Origin of the sequence: Rhodococcus sp. C1 (genome assembly GCF_020809065.1) — a bacterium.
Lineage (GTDB): Bacteria > Actinomycetota > Actinomycetes > Mycobacteriales > Mycobacteriaceae > Rhodococcus_F > Rhodococcus_F qingshengii.
In genome coordinates this window covers 3,044,707-3,059,358 of record NZ_CP078080.1, presented here as the reverse complement: position 1 = coordinate 3,059,358, position 14,652 = coordinate 3,044,707, and the positions used below count along the sequence as shown (strand labels likewise).

The following is a 14,652-nucleotide window of genomic DNA, read 5'->3' as shown; positions in this document are numbered from 1 at the left end:
CGTGAGTCCTATCGAGGCGGTCGGGCTGCGATGCCCTCGGCGTAACGACGGTAGTTGGCAGTGGTTTCAGCAATGGAATCACCACCGAACTTTTCGAGTGCAGCCTGAGCCACGACAAGCGCGACCATCGACTCGGCGACGACGCCGGCGGCCGGAACCGCGCACACGTCGCTGCGCTGGTGGATGGCAACCGCTTCCTCGCCGCTCTCCATGTCGACCGTCGCCAGAGCGCGCGGAACCGTCGAGATCGGCTTCATCGCGGCGCGAACTCGAAGAGCCTCACCATTGGTCATGCCACCTTCGATTCCGCCTGCGCGGTTCGTGGAGCGCACGATGCCGTCCGGGCCCGGGCGGATTTCGTCGTGAGCTTCGCTGCCACGACGTCGCGCGGTCTCGAAGCCGTCACCGACCTCAACGCCCTTGATGGCCTGAATTCCCATGAGAGCAGCAGCAAGTCGTGAATCGAGACGCTCGGCGCCGCTGACGAAAGTGCCGAGTCCGACCGGCAGGCCGTGGATGACGACCTCCACCACGCCACCGAGGGTGTCGCCGTCCTTCTTCGCCGATTCGATTTCGGCGATCATCGACTCTTCTGCAGCCTTGTCGAATGCGCGGACCGGGCTCGCGTCGATCGCGTCGAGATCCTTGCCCGCCGGCACGGGTCCGACGTACGGCTCGGAAGCACCGATGGAAATAACGTGTGAAACGACCTCGGCACCGAATACCTGACGCAGGAAGGACCGTGCGACGGTTCCAGCGGCCACGCGGGCTGCGGTCTCGCGAGCGCTGGCGCGCTCGAGGACGGGACGCGCGTCGTTGAAGCCGTACTTGAGCATGCCGCTGTAATCGGCGTGTCCGGGACGCGGGCGCGTCAACGGGGCATTGCGAGCCTGATCGGCGAGCAGGTCCGGGTCGACCGGGTCGGCGGACATGATGGTTTCCCACTTGGGCCACTCGGTGTTGCCGATCTCGATGGCCACGGGGCCACCGAGCGTAAATCCGTGGCGGACACCGCCGATGATGGTGACCTTGTCGGCCTCGAACTTCATCCGTGCGCCACGGCCGTAACCGAGTCGACGACGGGCAAGTTCGGACGAGATGGCCTCAGAGGTCACTTCGACCCCCGCGACCATGCCCTCGAGCATCGCGACGAGGGCGGGACCATGGGATTCTCCGGCAGTTATCCAACGCAGCACGCCGACCATCTTTCCACGTCGCAGACCTCAGTTGTCACAGTGGTCCTCCCGGTGAACACAGATGGCCCACACGCACGAGGCGTGTGGGCCATCTCAGAGGTACCTGTGGGTCTAGAACAGGCGGAATCCTCCACCGTTTGCGTTGATGTCAGCCAAACCGATGTTGATGTCCGCCGAGTTGTCGGGAGCGTGGAACGGCGGCGGAAGCGGCTCGAAGCAGTACGGCGGGTAGCCGTTGCTGATCAAGCCCACCAGGCGGTCACCGACGACGAGCGGTCCACCGGAATCACCGGGAATCGAGCACGTGTGCTCGACGATCTCACCGTAGACGGAGTCGTAACCCCAGGTGATACCGCACGTGTTGCCGGTCGAACGGCCTTCCTTGCACACGATCGTGCCCGGGGCCGGCGGGGCGCCGATTCCGTTGATCGTCGTGCCGCCGACGGTACGCAGCGGAGCTACCTTGGCGTCGTCGAGATCGATCACGGCGATGTCCGAGACCGGACTCGAGTAAGAGAACCGACCGATGGGTCCGGCCTCGGGCAGGTACTCGGCGAACACCCGGTCCCCGACAACTCCGCAGTGTCCGGCGGTGAGTGCCACGAGAGAACCGGCGTTGTCGTAGCCGACCGCGGTCAACGTGCATGCTGCAACTCGGTCAGGATCGGAGTGATCCACGTCCGGCAGCAGGATTCCTGAGCCCCCGCCCAGTGCCACCGATGAAGGTGCAGGCGCGGCGCCGGCGACGCCCGCTCCTGCAGCCACAGCCGCCAAACAGGCTGCCGCAGCGACGAAAAGCCTTGTGCGCATAGGTTCCCCCGATAATCGAGTGCGAAACGAGATTCGTTTTGTCCCATTTCCGAAACCTCAGTGAACGTCAGGGTGTGGACATTCGGCAAGTCCGACTCGCCGCATACTGGGACCGCGCGCTGGCAATACCCGCATTTATGAAACCGACGGTTACGTCTTTCCTGCAGTTCACCGTCCGTCGTTGAACGGTCAATAACGCCAGACTTCTCGCGGATGTTGCACTCGTCACGTCAGCCAGGCAAACGCAATCGAACCGCAGGCTGCCAGGCACATCGAGGGTCCGTGCGCAATGGGCGAATTGTGGGCTACCAGCCCTCGTCTTCGCAGTTCCAGCGCGGTGCCCAGCGTTGCGGTGAGCACCGAGGCAGACACCAACGACCACAGCCAGGCGTCCGCTCCCACCAATCCGGTCACGGCGCCCAGAGGAAGCGAGAGCTTCACATCGCCGACGCCCATGGAACCAGGCGACATCACGTGCGCCAGGAGGTGGATTCCGGCGAGCAGTGCCGACCCCACCACCGCCACCCACACCGTTCCCGACACCGTCGCGTAGACCATCACGACGGCGTAGCCCGGCAGCGTGAAACTGTTGGGCAGCCGACGCACAGCCAGGTCGACAGTCGAGATCGCGACGCACCACCACACCACGGCGAGACCGGAAAATAACTGCACCACCGAGGTATTCAGCGCACCGACGACAACCCAGCCTGTTGCGACGGCGCACTGCGGCACACAACAGAAAGTCACGACTGGTCGATAACCGTGTCGCCGCAACCAATTGTCGACGATCGCCCGAGCTCCGAAACCAGCGACTACCCCCGAGCCTGCCAAGACCATCAACGTCCACATGGTTTCGAGCTTGGCGTCTGCCGTTCGCCAGCGGCAGACTACGAATCGTCTTGTGGACTACCTCGACACTGTGAACAGACCTAAGCGATAGCGGCTGCCATCGCCTCTCGCGGAGCGGGCTTGCCCGTGAACTGCTCTACCTGCCCGAAGGCCTGATTGAGCAACATCTCGAGGCCACCGATCACCGTTCCATCGGCCGCCTCGACAACCGAAGCAAGTGGCGTCGGCCAGGGGTTGTAGATCGCGTCGAGGACAAATCGCGCCTTCCCCAATTGCTGGGCAAAGGGCGCTGCCGCTTCCGCGGGAACGGTACTGACCAAGACCGAGGATTCGGCGCAGATCCCGCCTAGCCGTGCGTCGTCGAAGGCGACCAGATCAATGTCCAACCCGACCGCGCCGCCGCATTCGATGGCACCGGATGCGCGCCCCGGATCACGCGCGACCACGGTGACCGTCCGAACTCCCATGTCGGCCAACGCGACCAATGCCGGCCGCGCGGTGCCGCCCGCGCCGACAACTACCGCCGAAGTGCCGCTGAGATCGCCGACACCGCCGGCGATCAACGCACCGCTGACTCCGTCGACGTCCGTGCAGTCGGCACGCCAACCGCCGTCGATGCGAACCAGGGTGTTGGCCGAGCCGATGGTCACCGCTCGCGGTGTGCGTTCGGTGGCATATTCGAGTGCTGCGATCTTGCCCGGCATCGTCACCGAGAGGCCGATCCATTCGGGGCCGAGTGAGTCGACGAGGGCAGGCAACTGATCGCCGGTGCATTCGATCCGCTCGTAGGTCCAATCGCTCAGCCCCAAAGCCGCGTACGCCGCAAGATGCAGCAACGGGGACTTCGAGTGAGCGATCGGGCTTCCGAGAACTGCCGCCTTACGGGGCGTCGCGAGCGAAGTCGCGGTACTACCGTCCACTGTCGAGAATCCCACTTTGCTGTGCCAGTTCGATGTTGGCCAAATGCTCCTCGTAGCTCTTGGTGAAGAGCGTCTGGCCTTCCTTGTTGATCGTGACGAAGTACAACCAGTCACCAGCCGCCGGCGATTCCACGGCCTTCAGCGCGTCGATGCTCGGCGAAGCGATGGGCGTTGCAGGCAGACCCGGCATTGCGTACGTGTTCCACGGCGTGACGCGCTCACGGTCGGCATCCGTGGTTGCGACCTCGGTGGTGTCGAGTGAGTAGTTGACCGTGGAGTCGAACTGCAGAGGCTGATCGACTGCGAGTCGGTTGACGATCACCCGCGCGACCTTGGCCATGTCTGCGGGCAACGCCTCACGCTCGACCAGCGACGCTGCCACCAACAATTGGTACGGAGACATTCCGACCCCGCTGCCGGCTGTCAGAATTCCCGTGGCCTCGTACTTGGCGGCGCTACCCTCGACCAACGACCGCAGGATCTCGGTGGGCGTAGCAGTGGGATCGAAATCCCAACTGCTGGCGGCGATCAGGCCTTCGAGCTGACGGTCCTTGTCCGGCACGCTCTTGACCGACGACATCGCCCAGTCCGGCACGCCGAGCGAAGCCAGATCGGAAGATGCTCCCGCAGTGTTCAATTCGTCTGTCGAGACACATTTCTGAGCGGAAACCGGGCCGACACAACTCGCCTCGGAAATGAGGTTGTAGATGCCCTTCTTGAGCGAGCCGGTCTGCGCGTCCGAACTGTCGTGCAGCTGACGCCCTTCGGCGATGACAACACTGCCGACTCGGGAGTCCGGGGCAACCAAGGTGTCGAGTGCGCTCGCGGCGCTACTCTGCACCGGCACCTGGTAGAAGCCGGGTTGCACCTTCTGGATCTCAGACGGATTGGCGATCGCCGCGTTGTAGAAAGCAGCGGAACTCGCGACGACGTTCTTCGCCTCGAGCGTCGCACCGATCTCCGATGCGGTTTCTCCACTGTTGATCTGGATGACCACGGGTGCGCCGCCGGGGCCGGCAAAATCCTCCGCGGTCTTGTTGCGATCCATGTACCAGAGAGCGCCGTATGCACCGACACCGAGGACTGCGATCACCAACACCAGCAGGGCGAGAACGCCGACCTTCTTGCCACGCTTGGCGCGCTTGTTGCGCGCTTCGCGTTGCTTGCGTGCCTCGGCTCGCGACATGTGCGGCGGATCGATGTTCTGCGGCAGTGCACGCATGACCATGGTCTCGTCGTTGTCGAAGTCGAACGAACTGGTGGGCCGGCTTCCGCCGCCCTCATCCCACCGCGCGTTCACAGATCGCCCTCCAGTGCAGCGTCCTTCGACGACTCCCCTGGTTTCACAGCTCTACTCCGCTCGTCCAGCCAGCCTTGCAGGATTTCCACCGCCGCAGCCTGATCGATCATCGGTCGCTGGCCGCGTGCCTTGACTCCACTTTCGCGGAGATTGCGCGCAGCCGTGACGGTCGTCAGTCGTTCGTCGGACAGTCTCACCGGGATCGGTTCGACGGCCCGCTGCAGTCGTTTGGCGAATGCAGTCGCGATACCGGCGGCTTTACCTTGCTCACCGCGCAGCGTCTGTGGCAGTCCGACGATAACCTCAACGGCCTCGTATTCGGACACGATGGCGATAATGCGCCGGATATCCGGCGCGTCGGGCCCACGCTCCTTCGAGCGTGGAACCGTTTCCACCGGTGTCGCGAGGATGCCGTCGGGGTCGCTGGACGCGACGCCGATGCGAACACTGCCCACGTCGATGGCGATGCGCCGCCCGCGACCAGGGTCGTCGATGCCGGGGCGATCGGGACCCTGTTGCGTAGCCACCACCGTCAGCTGCCGCCCGCCAGCTCTCCGACTCTGTCCCGGATCGCATCGAGCGCCGCCGGGATTCCTGCGGAGTCCGAACCCGAACCCTGGGCCATGTCGGGCTTTCCGCCGCCGCGGCCGCCGATCTTGGGACCGAACGACGCGACCAGCTCGCCGGCCTTCACACCGAGACCTTGAGCTGCCTTGCTCGAGGCGACCACGAACGGAACCTTGCCGTCGACGTCACCGAGCAGAGCTACGACGGCAGGTTCGGAGCCGAGGCGACCCTTGATGTCCGTGACGAGGCTGCGCAGGTCGTTTCCGCCGACTCCGGCGGGAGCAGGCTCGGCGATGACGAGGACACTGCCGATGCGCTTGGCCTTGGCGACGTACTCGCCTGCCGACGCCAGCACAGCCTTGGCCTTTGTCTGCTCGAGTTCCTTCTCGGCCACCTTGAGTCGCTCGACGAGCGCCTCGACGCGGGCGGGCACCTCTTCCGAAGGAACCTTCAGCGAGGAGGAGAGTCCGGCCAGGAGCGCGCGTTCCTTGGCGAGGTAGCGGTAGGAGTCCAAACCGACGTACGCCTCGACGCGTCGGATTCCGGAGCCGACCGACTGCTCACCGAGCAGCGTTACCTGACCGATCTGTGCGGAGCTTCCGACGTGAGTGCCACCGCACAGTTCCATCGAGAACGGGCCGCCGATTTCGACGACGCGAACCTCGTCGCCGTAGTTCTCACCGAAGAGTGCCATCGCACCCATCGCCTTGGCCTTGTCGAGATCCGTGACAAATGTGTTGACCGCGTAGTTCGACGCCACGGCTTCGTTGGTGAGTGCCTCGATGTCCTGCTTCTGGGAGTCGGACAGCGCGCCCTGCCACGAGAAGTCGAAGCGGAGGTAACCCGGCTTGTTGAGCGAGCCCGCCTGCACCGCGTTGGGGCCGAGCACCTGACGCAGCGCCGCGTGCACCATGTGGGTGCCGGAGTGCCCCTGGGTTGCACCCTTGCGCCACTCGGCGTCGACGTGCGCGAGCACGACGTCGCCCTCGGTGATCTCGCCCTTCTGCACCGTCACCTTGTGCGTCCAGACCTTCTTGGCGATCTTCTGTACGTCGTTGACCTTGGCTTCGAGGCCCGGCGCGGTGAGCGAACCGATGTCGGCGATCTGTCCACCGGACTCTGCGTAGAGCGGGCTGCGGTCGAGGATGACCTCGACGTCCTGACCGGCCTTCGCGACCGGGACACGGACGCCGTCGACGATCAGTGCGAGGACGTGAGCCTCGGAGACCAGCTCGTCGAAACCGGTGAACTCGGTGGCGCCTCGGTCGAGCAGTTCCTTGTAGACCGTGAGGTCGGCGTGGGCGTGCTTACGAGCCTGAGCGTCGTCCTTGGCGCGCTTGCGCTGCTCGGCCATGAGCGTGCGGAAGCCGTCCTCGTCCACGGTGAGACCGGCCTCGGACGCCATCTCGAGCGTGAGGTCGATCGGGAAGCCGTAGGTGTCGTGCAGTGCAAACGCCTGATCGCCGGCGATGACCGACTTTCCGGACGACTTGACCGTCTCGGCAGCATTCTCGAACAGAGCAGAACCCGAAGCCAGCGTCTTGAGGAACGCGGTCTCCTCGCCGACGGCAACGTTCTCGATGCGCGTGAAGTCGGTTTCCAGAACCGGGTACGACGGCGCCATCGTGTCGCGGACGACGATCATGAACTCGCGCATGGTGGGCTGCTCGCTGCCGAGCAGTTTGGCCGAACGCACGATGCGACGCAGCAACCGGCGCAGGACGTAGCCGCGGCCGTAGTTGCCCGGATTTACACCGTCGGCGATCAACATCGCTGCGGTGCGTGCGTGGTCGGCGATGACGCGGAAACGGACGTCTGAAGTGTGGTCGGTCCCGTAGACACTGCCGGTCAGTTCGGCGGCCTTGTCGATGACGGGGCGGAGAAGATCTGTCTCGTAGACGTTTTCGACGCCCTGCAGGAGGAACGCAACGCGCTCGACGCCCATGCCGGTGTCGATGTTCTTCTTCGGCAACGGTCCGAGGATCGGGTAGTCGCCCTTGTTGGTGCCCTCGCCGCGCTCGTTCTGCATGAACACGAGGTTCCAGATCTCGATGTAGCGATCCTCGTCGGCTTCGGGGCCACCCTCGACGCCGTATTCGGCGCCGCGGTCGTAGAAGATCTCCGAGCAGGGGCCGCACGGCCCGGGAATGCCCATGGACCAGTAGTTGTCCTTCATGCCGCGGCGCTGGATGCGCTCTTCGGGCACTCCTACCTCGTCGCGCCAGATCGAGAACGCTTCGTCGTCGTCGAGGTAGACGGTGGCCCACAGGCGCGTGGGATCGATGCCGTATCCGCCGTCCTCGACCGAACCTGTCAGCAACTGCCAGGCGTGGGAGATGGCTTCCTTCTTGAAGTAGTCACCGAAGGAGAAGTTGCCCGCCATCTGGAAGAAGGTGTTGTGGCGGGTGGTGATGCCGACCTCTTCGATGTCCAGGGTGCGGACGCACTTCTGCACGGACGTCGCCCGTGAGTAGGACGGCGTCTGCTGCCCGAGGAAGAACGGCACGAACGGAACCATGCCCGCGTTGACGAACAGAAGGTTCGGGTCGTCGAGAATCAGCGAGGCGCTGGGCACCTCGGTGTGGCCGGCCTTGACGAAGTGGTCGAGGAATCGCCTGCGGATCTCGTGGGTTTGCACTAACCGGTCCTTACCTTCAAGAGCGTCGAGCTATGGGTGTCCAGACTAACGCGTCGGCCGGTGGAACCTGGCAGGCGTCAGCCACGAACTATTCGGCGAAGTTTGCTCACCCGATCGGCGATCTCCCGCTCGTTGCCGTGCGCGGTGGGCTGGTAATAGTCGACACCCACCAGATCGTCCGGTGGATACTGTTGCCGCAGAACACCATCACGTGTGTCGTGCGGGTACTTGTATCCGACTGCGTTGCCCAATTGCTCGGCGCCCTTGTAGTGCCCGTCACGCAGGTGCGGCGGTACCAGTCCGGATTTTCCGGCGGCCACGTCGGCCATGGCCGCGCCGAGTGCGGCGATGACCGCACCCGATTTGGGAGCCGTCGCCAGATGAATGGTGGCCTGTGCCAGCGCCAGACGAGCCTCCGGCATACCGATCAGCTGCACTGCCTGCGCCGCGGCAGTGGCAGTCTGCAGCGCCATCGGATCAGCCATGCCGATGTCTTCGCTGGCGTGAACCACCAGACGCCGTGCGATGAAGCGAGGGTCCTCGCCCGCGGTCAGCATCCGTGCGAGGTAGTGCAGGGCGGCGTCGACGTCTGATCCACGAATGCTCTTGATGAATGCACTGATGACGTCGTAGTGCTGATCTCCGGCACGGTCGTACCGAACCGCGGCCTTGTCGACACTGGCCTCGACGGTCGCGAGGTCGAGCACCACCGGGCCCGGAGCGTCACCTGCGGTGTCCAGTGCAGCCCCGGCGGCAGCCTCGAGTGCCGTCAGGGCTCGGCGGGCGTCGCCGGCCGCCAGACGAACGAGGTGTTCCATCGCGTCGTCGTCGATCGTGATCGCTCCGCCGAACCCGCGTTCGTCGGCGACAGCGCGCTCGAGCAGTTCCTGGACATCCGCAGCGGTGAGCGATTGCAGTTGCAGGACCAACGAGCGCGACAACAGAGCGGAGACGACCGAGAACGACGGGTTCTCGGTGGTCGCGCCGACCAAGAGCACGATGCGGTTCTCGACCGCGGCGAGCAAGGCATCCTGCTGGGTCTTGGAGAAGCGATGAACCTCGTCGATGAACAAGACGGTTTGTTCGCCGTTCAGCAGGCGGCGGCGCGCGAGTTCGATGACACCGCGGACTTCTTTGACTCCGGCGGACAGAGCCGACAGAGCCTCGAACCGGCGGCCGGTAGCACCCGAGATCAACGATGCGAGCGTGGTCTTGCCGGTGCCGGGAGGTCCGTACAGAAGTACCGATGCGGCGCCGGACCCCTCGACCATTCTGCGGAGTGGCGCGCCGGGCCCGAGTAAGTGCTGTTGACCGACAACTTCACCAAGAGTGAGCGGACGCATGCGGACAGCCAGAGGAGCTCCGGGCGGCACCGAGGACAGGGCGCGCTCGGCTACAGACACGACATCTGGTTCGTCGACGATCGCGGATTCCTCCGGAGTTGCCTCGAACAGGCCGTCTTCCGCCACCACGCCGTCTTTCGCCCCCGCACTGTCTTCCGCTTGCCAATCGCTCACGAATCGACGCTACTAGAGACCACCGACGCCCGACACAATCCGCTGTTCCGCCAGCCCTCACCCAGTCGTGAATCCGCATTGGATAGCGTTGTCGCCATGAGCACCTCCGAGATCGCCACCGTCCTCGCGTGGCACGATGCACTCAACTCCCAAGACGTCGACACTCTGCTGCAGTTGTCGAGTGACGACATCGAGGTAGGCGGCCCGAAGGGCGCGAGCCAGGGACTCGCTGCCCTGCGCGAGTGGGCCACCAACGCCGGCATCACGCTCGTCCCCGGAAAGATGTACGTCCACCGCGGCGTGGTCGTCGTCGAACAGACCGCAACGTGGGCGGCCGAACCGGACAAGTCAGCGACCCTGGCCTCTGCTTTCCGAGTCGTGGCCGACCAGGTGACGTCGACGTTCCGGCATCCCGATCTGGCGACGGCGCTCGCGGCGACGGACCTGTCCGAGAACGATCTGGTCTCCGACAACTGAGCGGACTCGACCGAGAAAGGGCGCTCGTGCTTCGTGCACGGGCGCCCTTCTGCATATGGTCAGTCAGAAACTCAACTGAACTCGGTGCGCAGAGCCGCCACGACGTCGCGGGCGTGTGCCTCGACGGCGTCGTTGCCGGCGAGCTGAGCCGAGCGTGCGAGCCTGGCCCAGCGTCCGACCAGTGCGTCGGCGCGTGGAATCGAGAGATAATGTTCGCGGACGGCGGCGATACGCGAATGATCCTCGGGCAGGTACAGATAGGTACTGAGCCAGACCCAGATGAGTTGGGCCTCGACGATCCGGCGGCCCAATTCGGCCTCGTCGGCCAGGGCGGGCCACATCCCCACTACCTCGGCCCGCCAGGCATCGACCATCGCCGACGCCCGCTCTTCGGTCAGGTCGATGTTGCACAGGCAACCGGGGAAAGACACCAACGCGTAGGTGATGTCGAGGAGGGCATCGCGGTAGCCACCCCACTCGTAGTCGAGGAACTGCACGCCGTCGTCGTTGACAATGATGTTGTCGGGGCACAGGTCCGACGGACTGAAGGCACGGAACCGGCCACCGCTGAACAGTGTCTGCGCATGCTGAACCTGCTCGAGAATGTCCGAACTCACATCGATGCCGAGACTTTCCACCAGCATCGCGGGAACACCGGCCACGGCACGTCCCACCTGATCCGCAACTTCATCGGAGCAATGGGCAACCTCGGCTCGACGCAGCAGTGCGGTGAAGTCGTCCTCCCGGCCGACGGTCGCGGCGTGCATGCGTCCCATTGCCTGAGCCATGGCCATCAACGTGTAAGTGACGGTGTCCGGGTCGGAGTCTTCGAGTCGGACGCTGATTGCGGTGGCGTCGCCGAGATCACTCAGGATCAGGAGGCGAGCATCGAGGTCGGACGCCAACAGTTCGGCGCCGGGGCGTGCGTCCTTGGCAAGCGCGTTGGCGAACTGATACGACACCGCTTCACGAAGGAATGCGGTCTCGACGTCGAAGTCACCTTCGGACGCGGCCGGGAGCGCAATCGCTGTTTTGGTAGCTCCCTGGAAGTTGTCGCGGACCTGCTTGATCACCAAAGTTCGGGGCAGGGAGAACGGGTTCTCGGCGACGCGAACGCGCAGCACGACGGTGCGGCCACTCCCCCCGAGATCTACGGGATCCACCAGGGTTACGGGTGCCCCTGTGCGGCGTGTCAGCAACTGCTCAGCAGCTGCGACGACTTCGGAAACGGGGTCTGCCAGTAATGCGGTCATCACCGACCAACTTACCCGTTAGTGACTCCGATCATGCCCAGCTCGTCCGCTCGCAGCGGAGAATTCAAGGCCTCACAGCAACAGAAATTGCCGACTACCTGCGGTGATGACAAAAGTCCCCAATCGCCACACCGGCACACAGTTCTCTCGAGAATTTTGCTGTCGGTGAGCAGAACTCCGAACCGGCGACGTCATGGAGTCTTGTCCTCGTCGACAAATCGAGAAATGCCTTTCAACGCTGCTTCGAATTCCTCGTCGGCCCGGGTTCTGAGCCAGAGAACAAGCACGCAGGCAGTGACGATCCCAAGCAGGTTGACAGCCAGTTGCAGAGACGACAACCCGGCGATCCCGCCATTCTCCGTTTGCTGCCGCAACCACCGCGAAACCGGCGGCAGGAACCGTGGTGACAGAGATGAACACCCCGACCAAGGCAGCGGACTTCGACGAGACGAGTGCCAGCATCCCAGCCGCACCGGCAAGAAGCGCGACGACAAACGAAATGGGCCCGACCTTGTATACGAAATCGACCTCGTGGAGTGACTCGAGACTGACGACGTCCATCCATCCGAAGAACTTCACCACGAATGTTGCGGCAAGCGTCACGCCCATCGCGATGGGGAATCCGACGGCAAGCGCGAGAATCGAACGTCGACGCAACCGTCGATCTCGCCGTACGAGTGCGACTGCCAAAGCAGCCAGCGGACCGAACTCCGGACCGACGACCATGGCGCCGACGATCGTGATCTGAGAGTCGGTGACGACGCCGATCGCGGCCAGCAGGCACGCAATGGTCAGGAACGCGACGAACAATCCGTTGAGAGTCGACTCTTCGCGAGTGCGGGACAGCAATTCCTCCCACACGACGGAATCCGCGGGATCACCAGGCACGTCACGCTCGGCTTTGCGCGCCGCCGCCGACAACACCGTCTCGACCGGTACGAGCGTCATTCCGCCGTCCTCGGCGACGCCGAGTTCGTTCAAGGCATCGACGACGTCGTTTGCCGCCTCACGTGCGACGTCGGCCTCCACCATGTCGCCGGCAGGATGAACCGCGACATCGCGCATCACGACGATGTGTGTCGCGCCCCGCTGCGACGCGAGCGCACCGAGAACTTGCTCGGTGCGCTCGGTCGGGCAGATCACCCGCAAATGCAGCATGGCGATCCGGTGTCGGCTCTACTTGGCTTCGCCGGTGTCGCCTTCGGACTTCTTGTCCTCTGACTTCTTCTCGGGCTTCGCGTCGATACCCGATTCCTTGCGCTGCTGAGCCGAGATCGGTGCCGGAGCATCCGTCAGCGGGTCGACGCCGCCGCCGGATTTCGGGAACGCGATGACCTCACGGATGGAATCCATGCCGGCGAGGAGCGCGGTGATGCGGTCCCAGCCGAATGCGATTCCGCCGTGCGGCGGCGCACCGAAGGCGAAGGCGTCGAGGAGGAAGCCGAACTGCTCCTGCGCCTCTTCCTCGGAGATACCCATCACCTTGAACACTCGTTCCTGAATGTCCTTGCGGTGGATACGAATACTGCCGCCGCCGATCTCGTTGCCGTTGCAGACGATGTCGTAGGCGTAGGCGAGAGCGGAATCCGGATCGGTGTCGAACGTGTCGAAGAACTCCGGCTTCGGCGACGTGAACGCGTGGTGCACGGCGGTCCACGCGGAGTGGCCGAGAGCGACGTCACCGGACGCAGTGGCGTCGGCGGTCGGCTCGAACATCGGAGCGTCGACGATCCACACGAACGCCCACGCGTCAGGATCGATGAGGTCCTTCTTGCGGGCGATCTCACCACGGGCAGCGCCGAGGAGAGCGCGCGTCGACTTCGTCGCGCCCGCTCCGAAGAAGATGCAGTCACCCGGCTGGGCTCCGACGTGAGCCGCCAGGCCCTCGCGCTCGGCGTCGGTCAGGTTCTTGGCAACGGGACCACCGAGAGTGCCGTCTTCACCGACCAACACGTACGCCAGGCCCTTGGAGCCGCGCTGCTTCGCCCACTCCTGCCAGGCATCGAGCTGCTTGCGCGGCTGGCTTGCACCACCGGGCATCACGACGGCGCCAACGTATTCGGCTTGGAAGACGCGGAAGGTCGTGTCCTTGAAGAACTCCGCGCACTCAACGAGTTCGATACCGAAACGCAGGTCCGGCTTGTCGCTGCCGTAACGACGCATTGCCTCGGTGTAGGTCATGCGGTCGATCGGCGTCTTGATCTCGTGGCCGACGAGCTTCCAGAGCGCCGTCAGGATTTCCTCGGCGAGCAGGATGATGTCGTCCTGGTTGACGAAAGCCATCTCGATGTCGAGCTGAGTGAACTCGGGCTGGCGATCGGCGCGGAAATCCTCGTCGCGGTAGCAACGTGCGATCTGGTAGTAGCGCTCGATGCCGCCGACCATGAGGAGCTGCTTGAACAGCTGCGGGCTCTGCGGCAGTGCGTAGAAGCTACCGGGCTGAAGGCGCGACGGCACCAGGAAGTCACGGGCACCCTCGGGCGTCGAGCGCGTGAGCGTCGGAGTCTCGACCTCGACGAACTCGTGATGCGCGAGAACGCCGCGCGCTGCAGCACTTACCTTGGAGCGCAAGCGAATTGCGGAGCCGGGGCCTTCACGACGCAGGTCGAGGTAGCGGTACTTGAGGCGCGCTTCTTCGCCGACCTGATCGTCGAGCTGGAACGGCAGCGGTGCGCTTTCGTTGAGAACCTCGAGTTCAGTGGCGTTGACCTCGATTGCTCCGGTGGGGATCTCGAAGTTCTGGTTGCCCTCGGGGCGAACCTCGACCGTTCCGGTCACGCGAACGCAGTATTCCGCGCGCAGACGGTGCGCCTGCTCGGCCACGTCACCTGCCCGGAAAACTACCTGCGCAACTCCGGATGCATCACGGAGATCAATGAAGATCACTCCGCCGTGATCACGACGCCTGGCTACCCAACCGGTGAGCGTTACGGTCTGCTCTGCCTGCTCGGGTCGCAATGAACCGGCGAGATGTGTGCGCAGCACGGGATTCCTTTCGAACTACTTCCAATAACCGACGACCGACTACTTTGCCTGCGATCCTACGGAGCGAACTGCACAGAGCGGAAACGCGGACCCGCATCGCATGCGAAGCTATCTCCAGAAGTGACGGCAAGCACTTGTTC

At 64.2% G+C, this 14,652-nt stretch carries 11 protein-coding genes and 1 pseudogene; 1 reads left to right on the top strand and 11 read right to left on the bottom strand.

The window, feature by feature from the left end; translation table 11 throughout:
- Window positions 1–8: 8 nt before the first annotated feature.
- From aroC to KTR60_RS14160, 8 genes are all read right to left on the bottom strand, one after another.
- The gene (gene aroC / locus KTR60_RS14195) at window positions 9–1,196 is read right to left on the bottom strand and encodes a chorismate synthase (RefSeq protein WP_063316721.1); all 1,188 of its coding nucleotides are present in this window, start codon (window positions 1,194–1,196) and stop codon (window positions 9–11) included.
- A gap of 111 nt (window positions 1,197–1,307) precedes the next feature.
- Window positions 1,308–2,006 carry a S1 family peptidase gene (locus tag KTR60_RS14190; protein ID WP_007728030.1) on the bottom strand — a complete coding sequence of 233 codons (699 nt, stop codon included), beginning with the start codon at window positions 2,004–2,006 and terminating at the stop codon, window positions 1,308–1,310.
- Between the two features lie 225 nt (window positions 2,007–2,231).
- Window positions 2,232–2,855 (bottom strand): prepilin peptidase, encoded by a 624-nt coding sequence (locus KTR60_RS14185; RefSeq protein ID WP_081557840.1) that lies wholly within the window; start codon window positions 2,853–2,855, stop codon window positions 2,232–2,234.
- Between the two features lie 80 nt (window positions 2,856–2,935).
- Window positions 2,936–3,775 carry a shikimate dehydrogenase gene (locus tag KTR60_RS14180; RefSeq protein WP_228402245.1) on the bottom strand — a complete coding sequence of 280 codons (840 nt, stop codon included), beginning with the start codon at window positions 3,773–3,775 and terminating at the stop codon, window positions 2,936–2,938.
- The gene (gene mltG / locus KTR60_RS14175; RefSeq protein ID WP_003945033.1) at window positions 3,765–5,075 is read right to left on the bottom strand and encodes an endolytic transglycosylase MltG; all 1,311 of its coding nucleotides are present in this window, start codon (window positions 5,073–5,075) and stop codon (window positions 3,765–3,767) included. Before mltG ends, KTR60_RS14180 begins: the two co-directional genes overlap by 11 nt.
- A complete protein-coding gene (gene ruvX / locus KTR60_RS14170; RefSeq protein ID WP_003944838.1) occupies window positions 5,072–5,605 on the bottom strand; it encodes a Holliday junction resolvase RuvX in 534 nt (177 codons plus the stop codon). The genes mltG and ruvX overlap by 4 nt, the downstream gene beginning before the upstream one ends.
- Window positions 5,606–5,607: 2 nt before the next feature.
- Entirely contained in the window at window positions 5,608–8,280 is a 2,673-nt protein-coding gene (gene alaS, locus KTR60_RS14165) for an alanine--tRNA ligase (protein WP_019748361.1), read from the bottom strand.
- Window positions 8,281–8,357: 77 nt separating this feature from the next.
- On the bottom strand, window positions 8,358–9,704 hold the full coding sequence (locus KTR60_RS14160) for a replication-associated recombination protein A (protein ID WP_390890724.1): 1,347 nt from the start codon (window positions 9,702–9,704) through the stop codon (window positions 8,358–8,360).
- A 189-nt stretch (window positions 9,705–9,893) separates the two neighbouring features.
- Between KTR60_RS14160 and KTR60_RS14155 the strand changes: the two genes are divergently transcribed.
- Window positions 9,894–10,274: a nuclear transport factor 2 family protein gene (locus tag KTR60_RS14155; RefSeq protein WP_228402244.1), complete on the top strand. Its 381-nt coding sequence runs from the start codon at window positions 9,894–9,896 to the stop codon at window positions 10,272–10,274.
- Between the two features lie 71 nt (window positions 10,275–10,345).
- On the opposite strand, the gene KTR60_RS14150 is transcribed toward KTR60_RS14155, so the two are convergent.
- From KTR60_RS14150 to aspS, 3 genes and pseudogenes are all read right to left on the bottom strand, one after another.
- Entirely contained in the window at window positions 10,346–11,527 is a 1,182-nt protein-coding gene (locus tag KTR60_RS14150; RefSeq protein WP_042448767.1) for a kinase, read from the bottom strand.
- Window positions 11,528–11,718: 191 nt separating this feature from the next.
- Window positions 11,719–12,685: pseudogene (locus tag KTR60_RS14145) on the bottom strand (DUF389 domain-containing protein).
- Between the two features lie 18 nt (window positions 12,686–12,703).
- A complete protein-coding gene (gene aspS, locus KTR60_RS14140; RefSeq protein WP_058226758.1) occupies window positions 12,704–14,512 on the bottom strand; it encodes an aspartate--tRNA ligase in 1,809 nt (602 codons plus the stop codon).
- Between the last annotated feature and the right edge of the window lie 140 nt (window positions 14,513–14,652).

Bases quoted from the DNA above. Each gene is read 5' to 3' on its own strand.
- KTR60_RS14190 (WP_007728030.1), bottom strand. From the start codon at position 2,006: ATGCGCACAAGGCTTTTCGTCGCTGCGGCAGCCTGTTTGGCGGCTGTG.
- KTR60_RS14185 (WP_081557840.1), bottom strand. From the start codon at position 2,855: ATGTGGACGTTGATGGTCTTGGCAGGCTCGGGGGTAGTCGCTGGTTTC.
- KTR60_RS14155 (WP_228402244.1), top strand. From the start codon at position 9,894: ATGAGCACCTCCGAGATCGCCACCGTCCTCGCGTGGCACGATGCACTC.
- KTR60_RS14150 (WP_042448767.1), bottom strand. From the start codon at position 11,527: ATGACCGCATTACTGGCAGACCCCGTTTCCGAAGTCGTCGCAGCTGCT.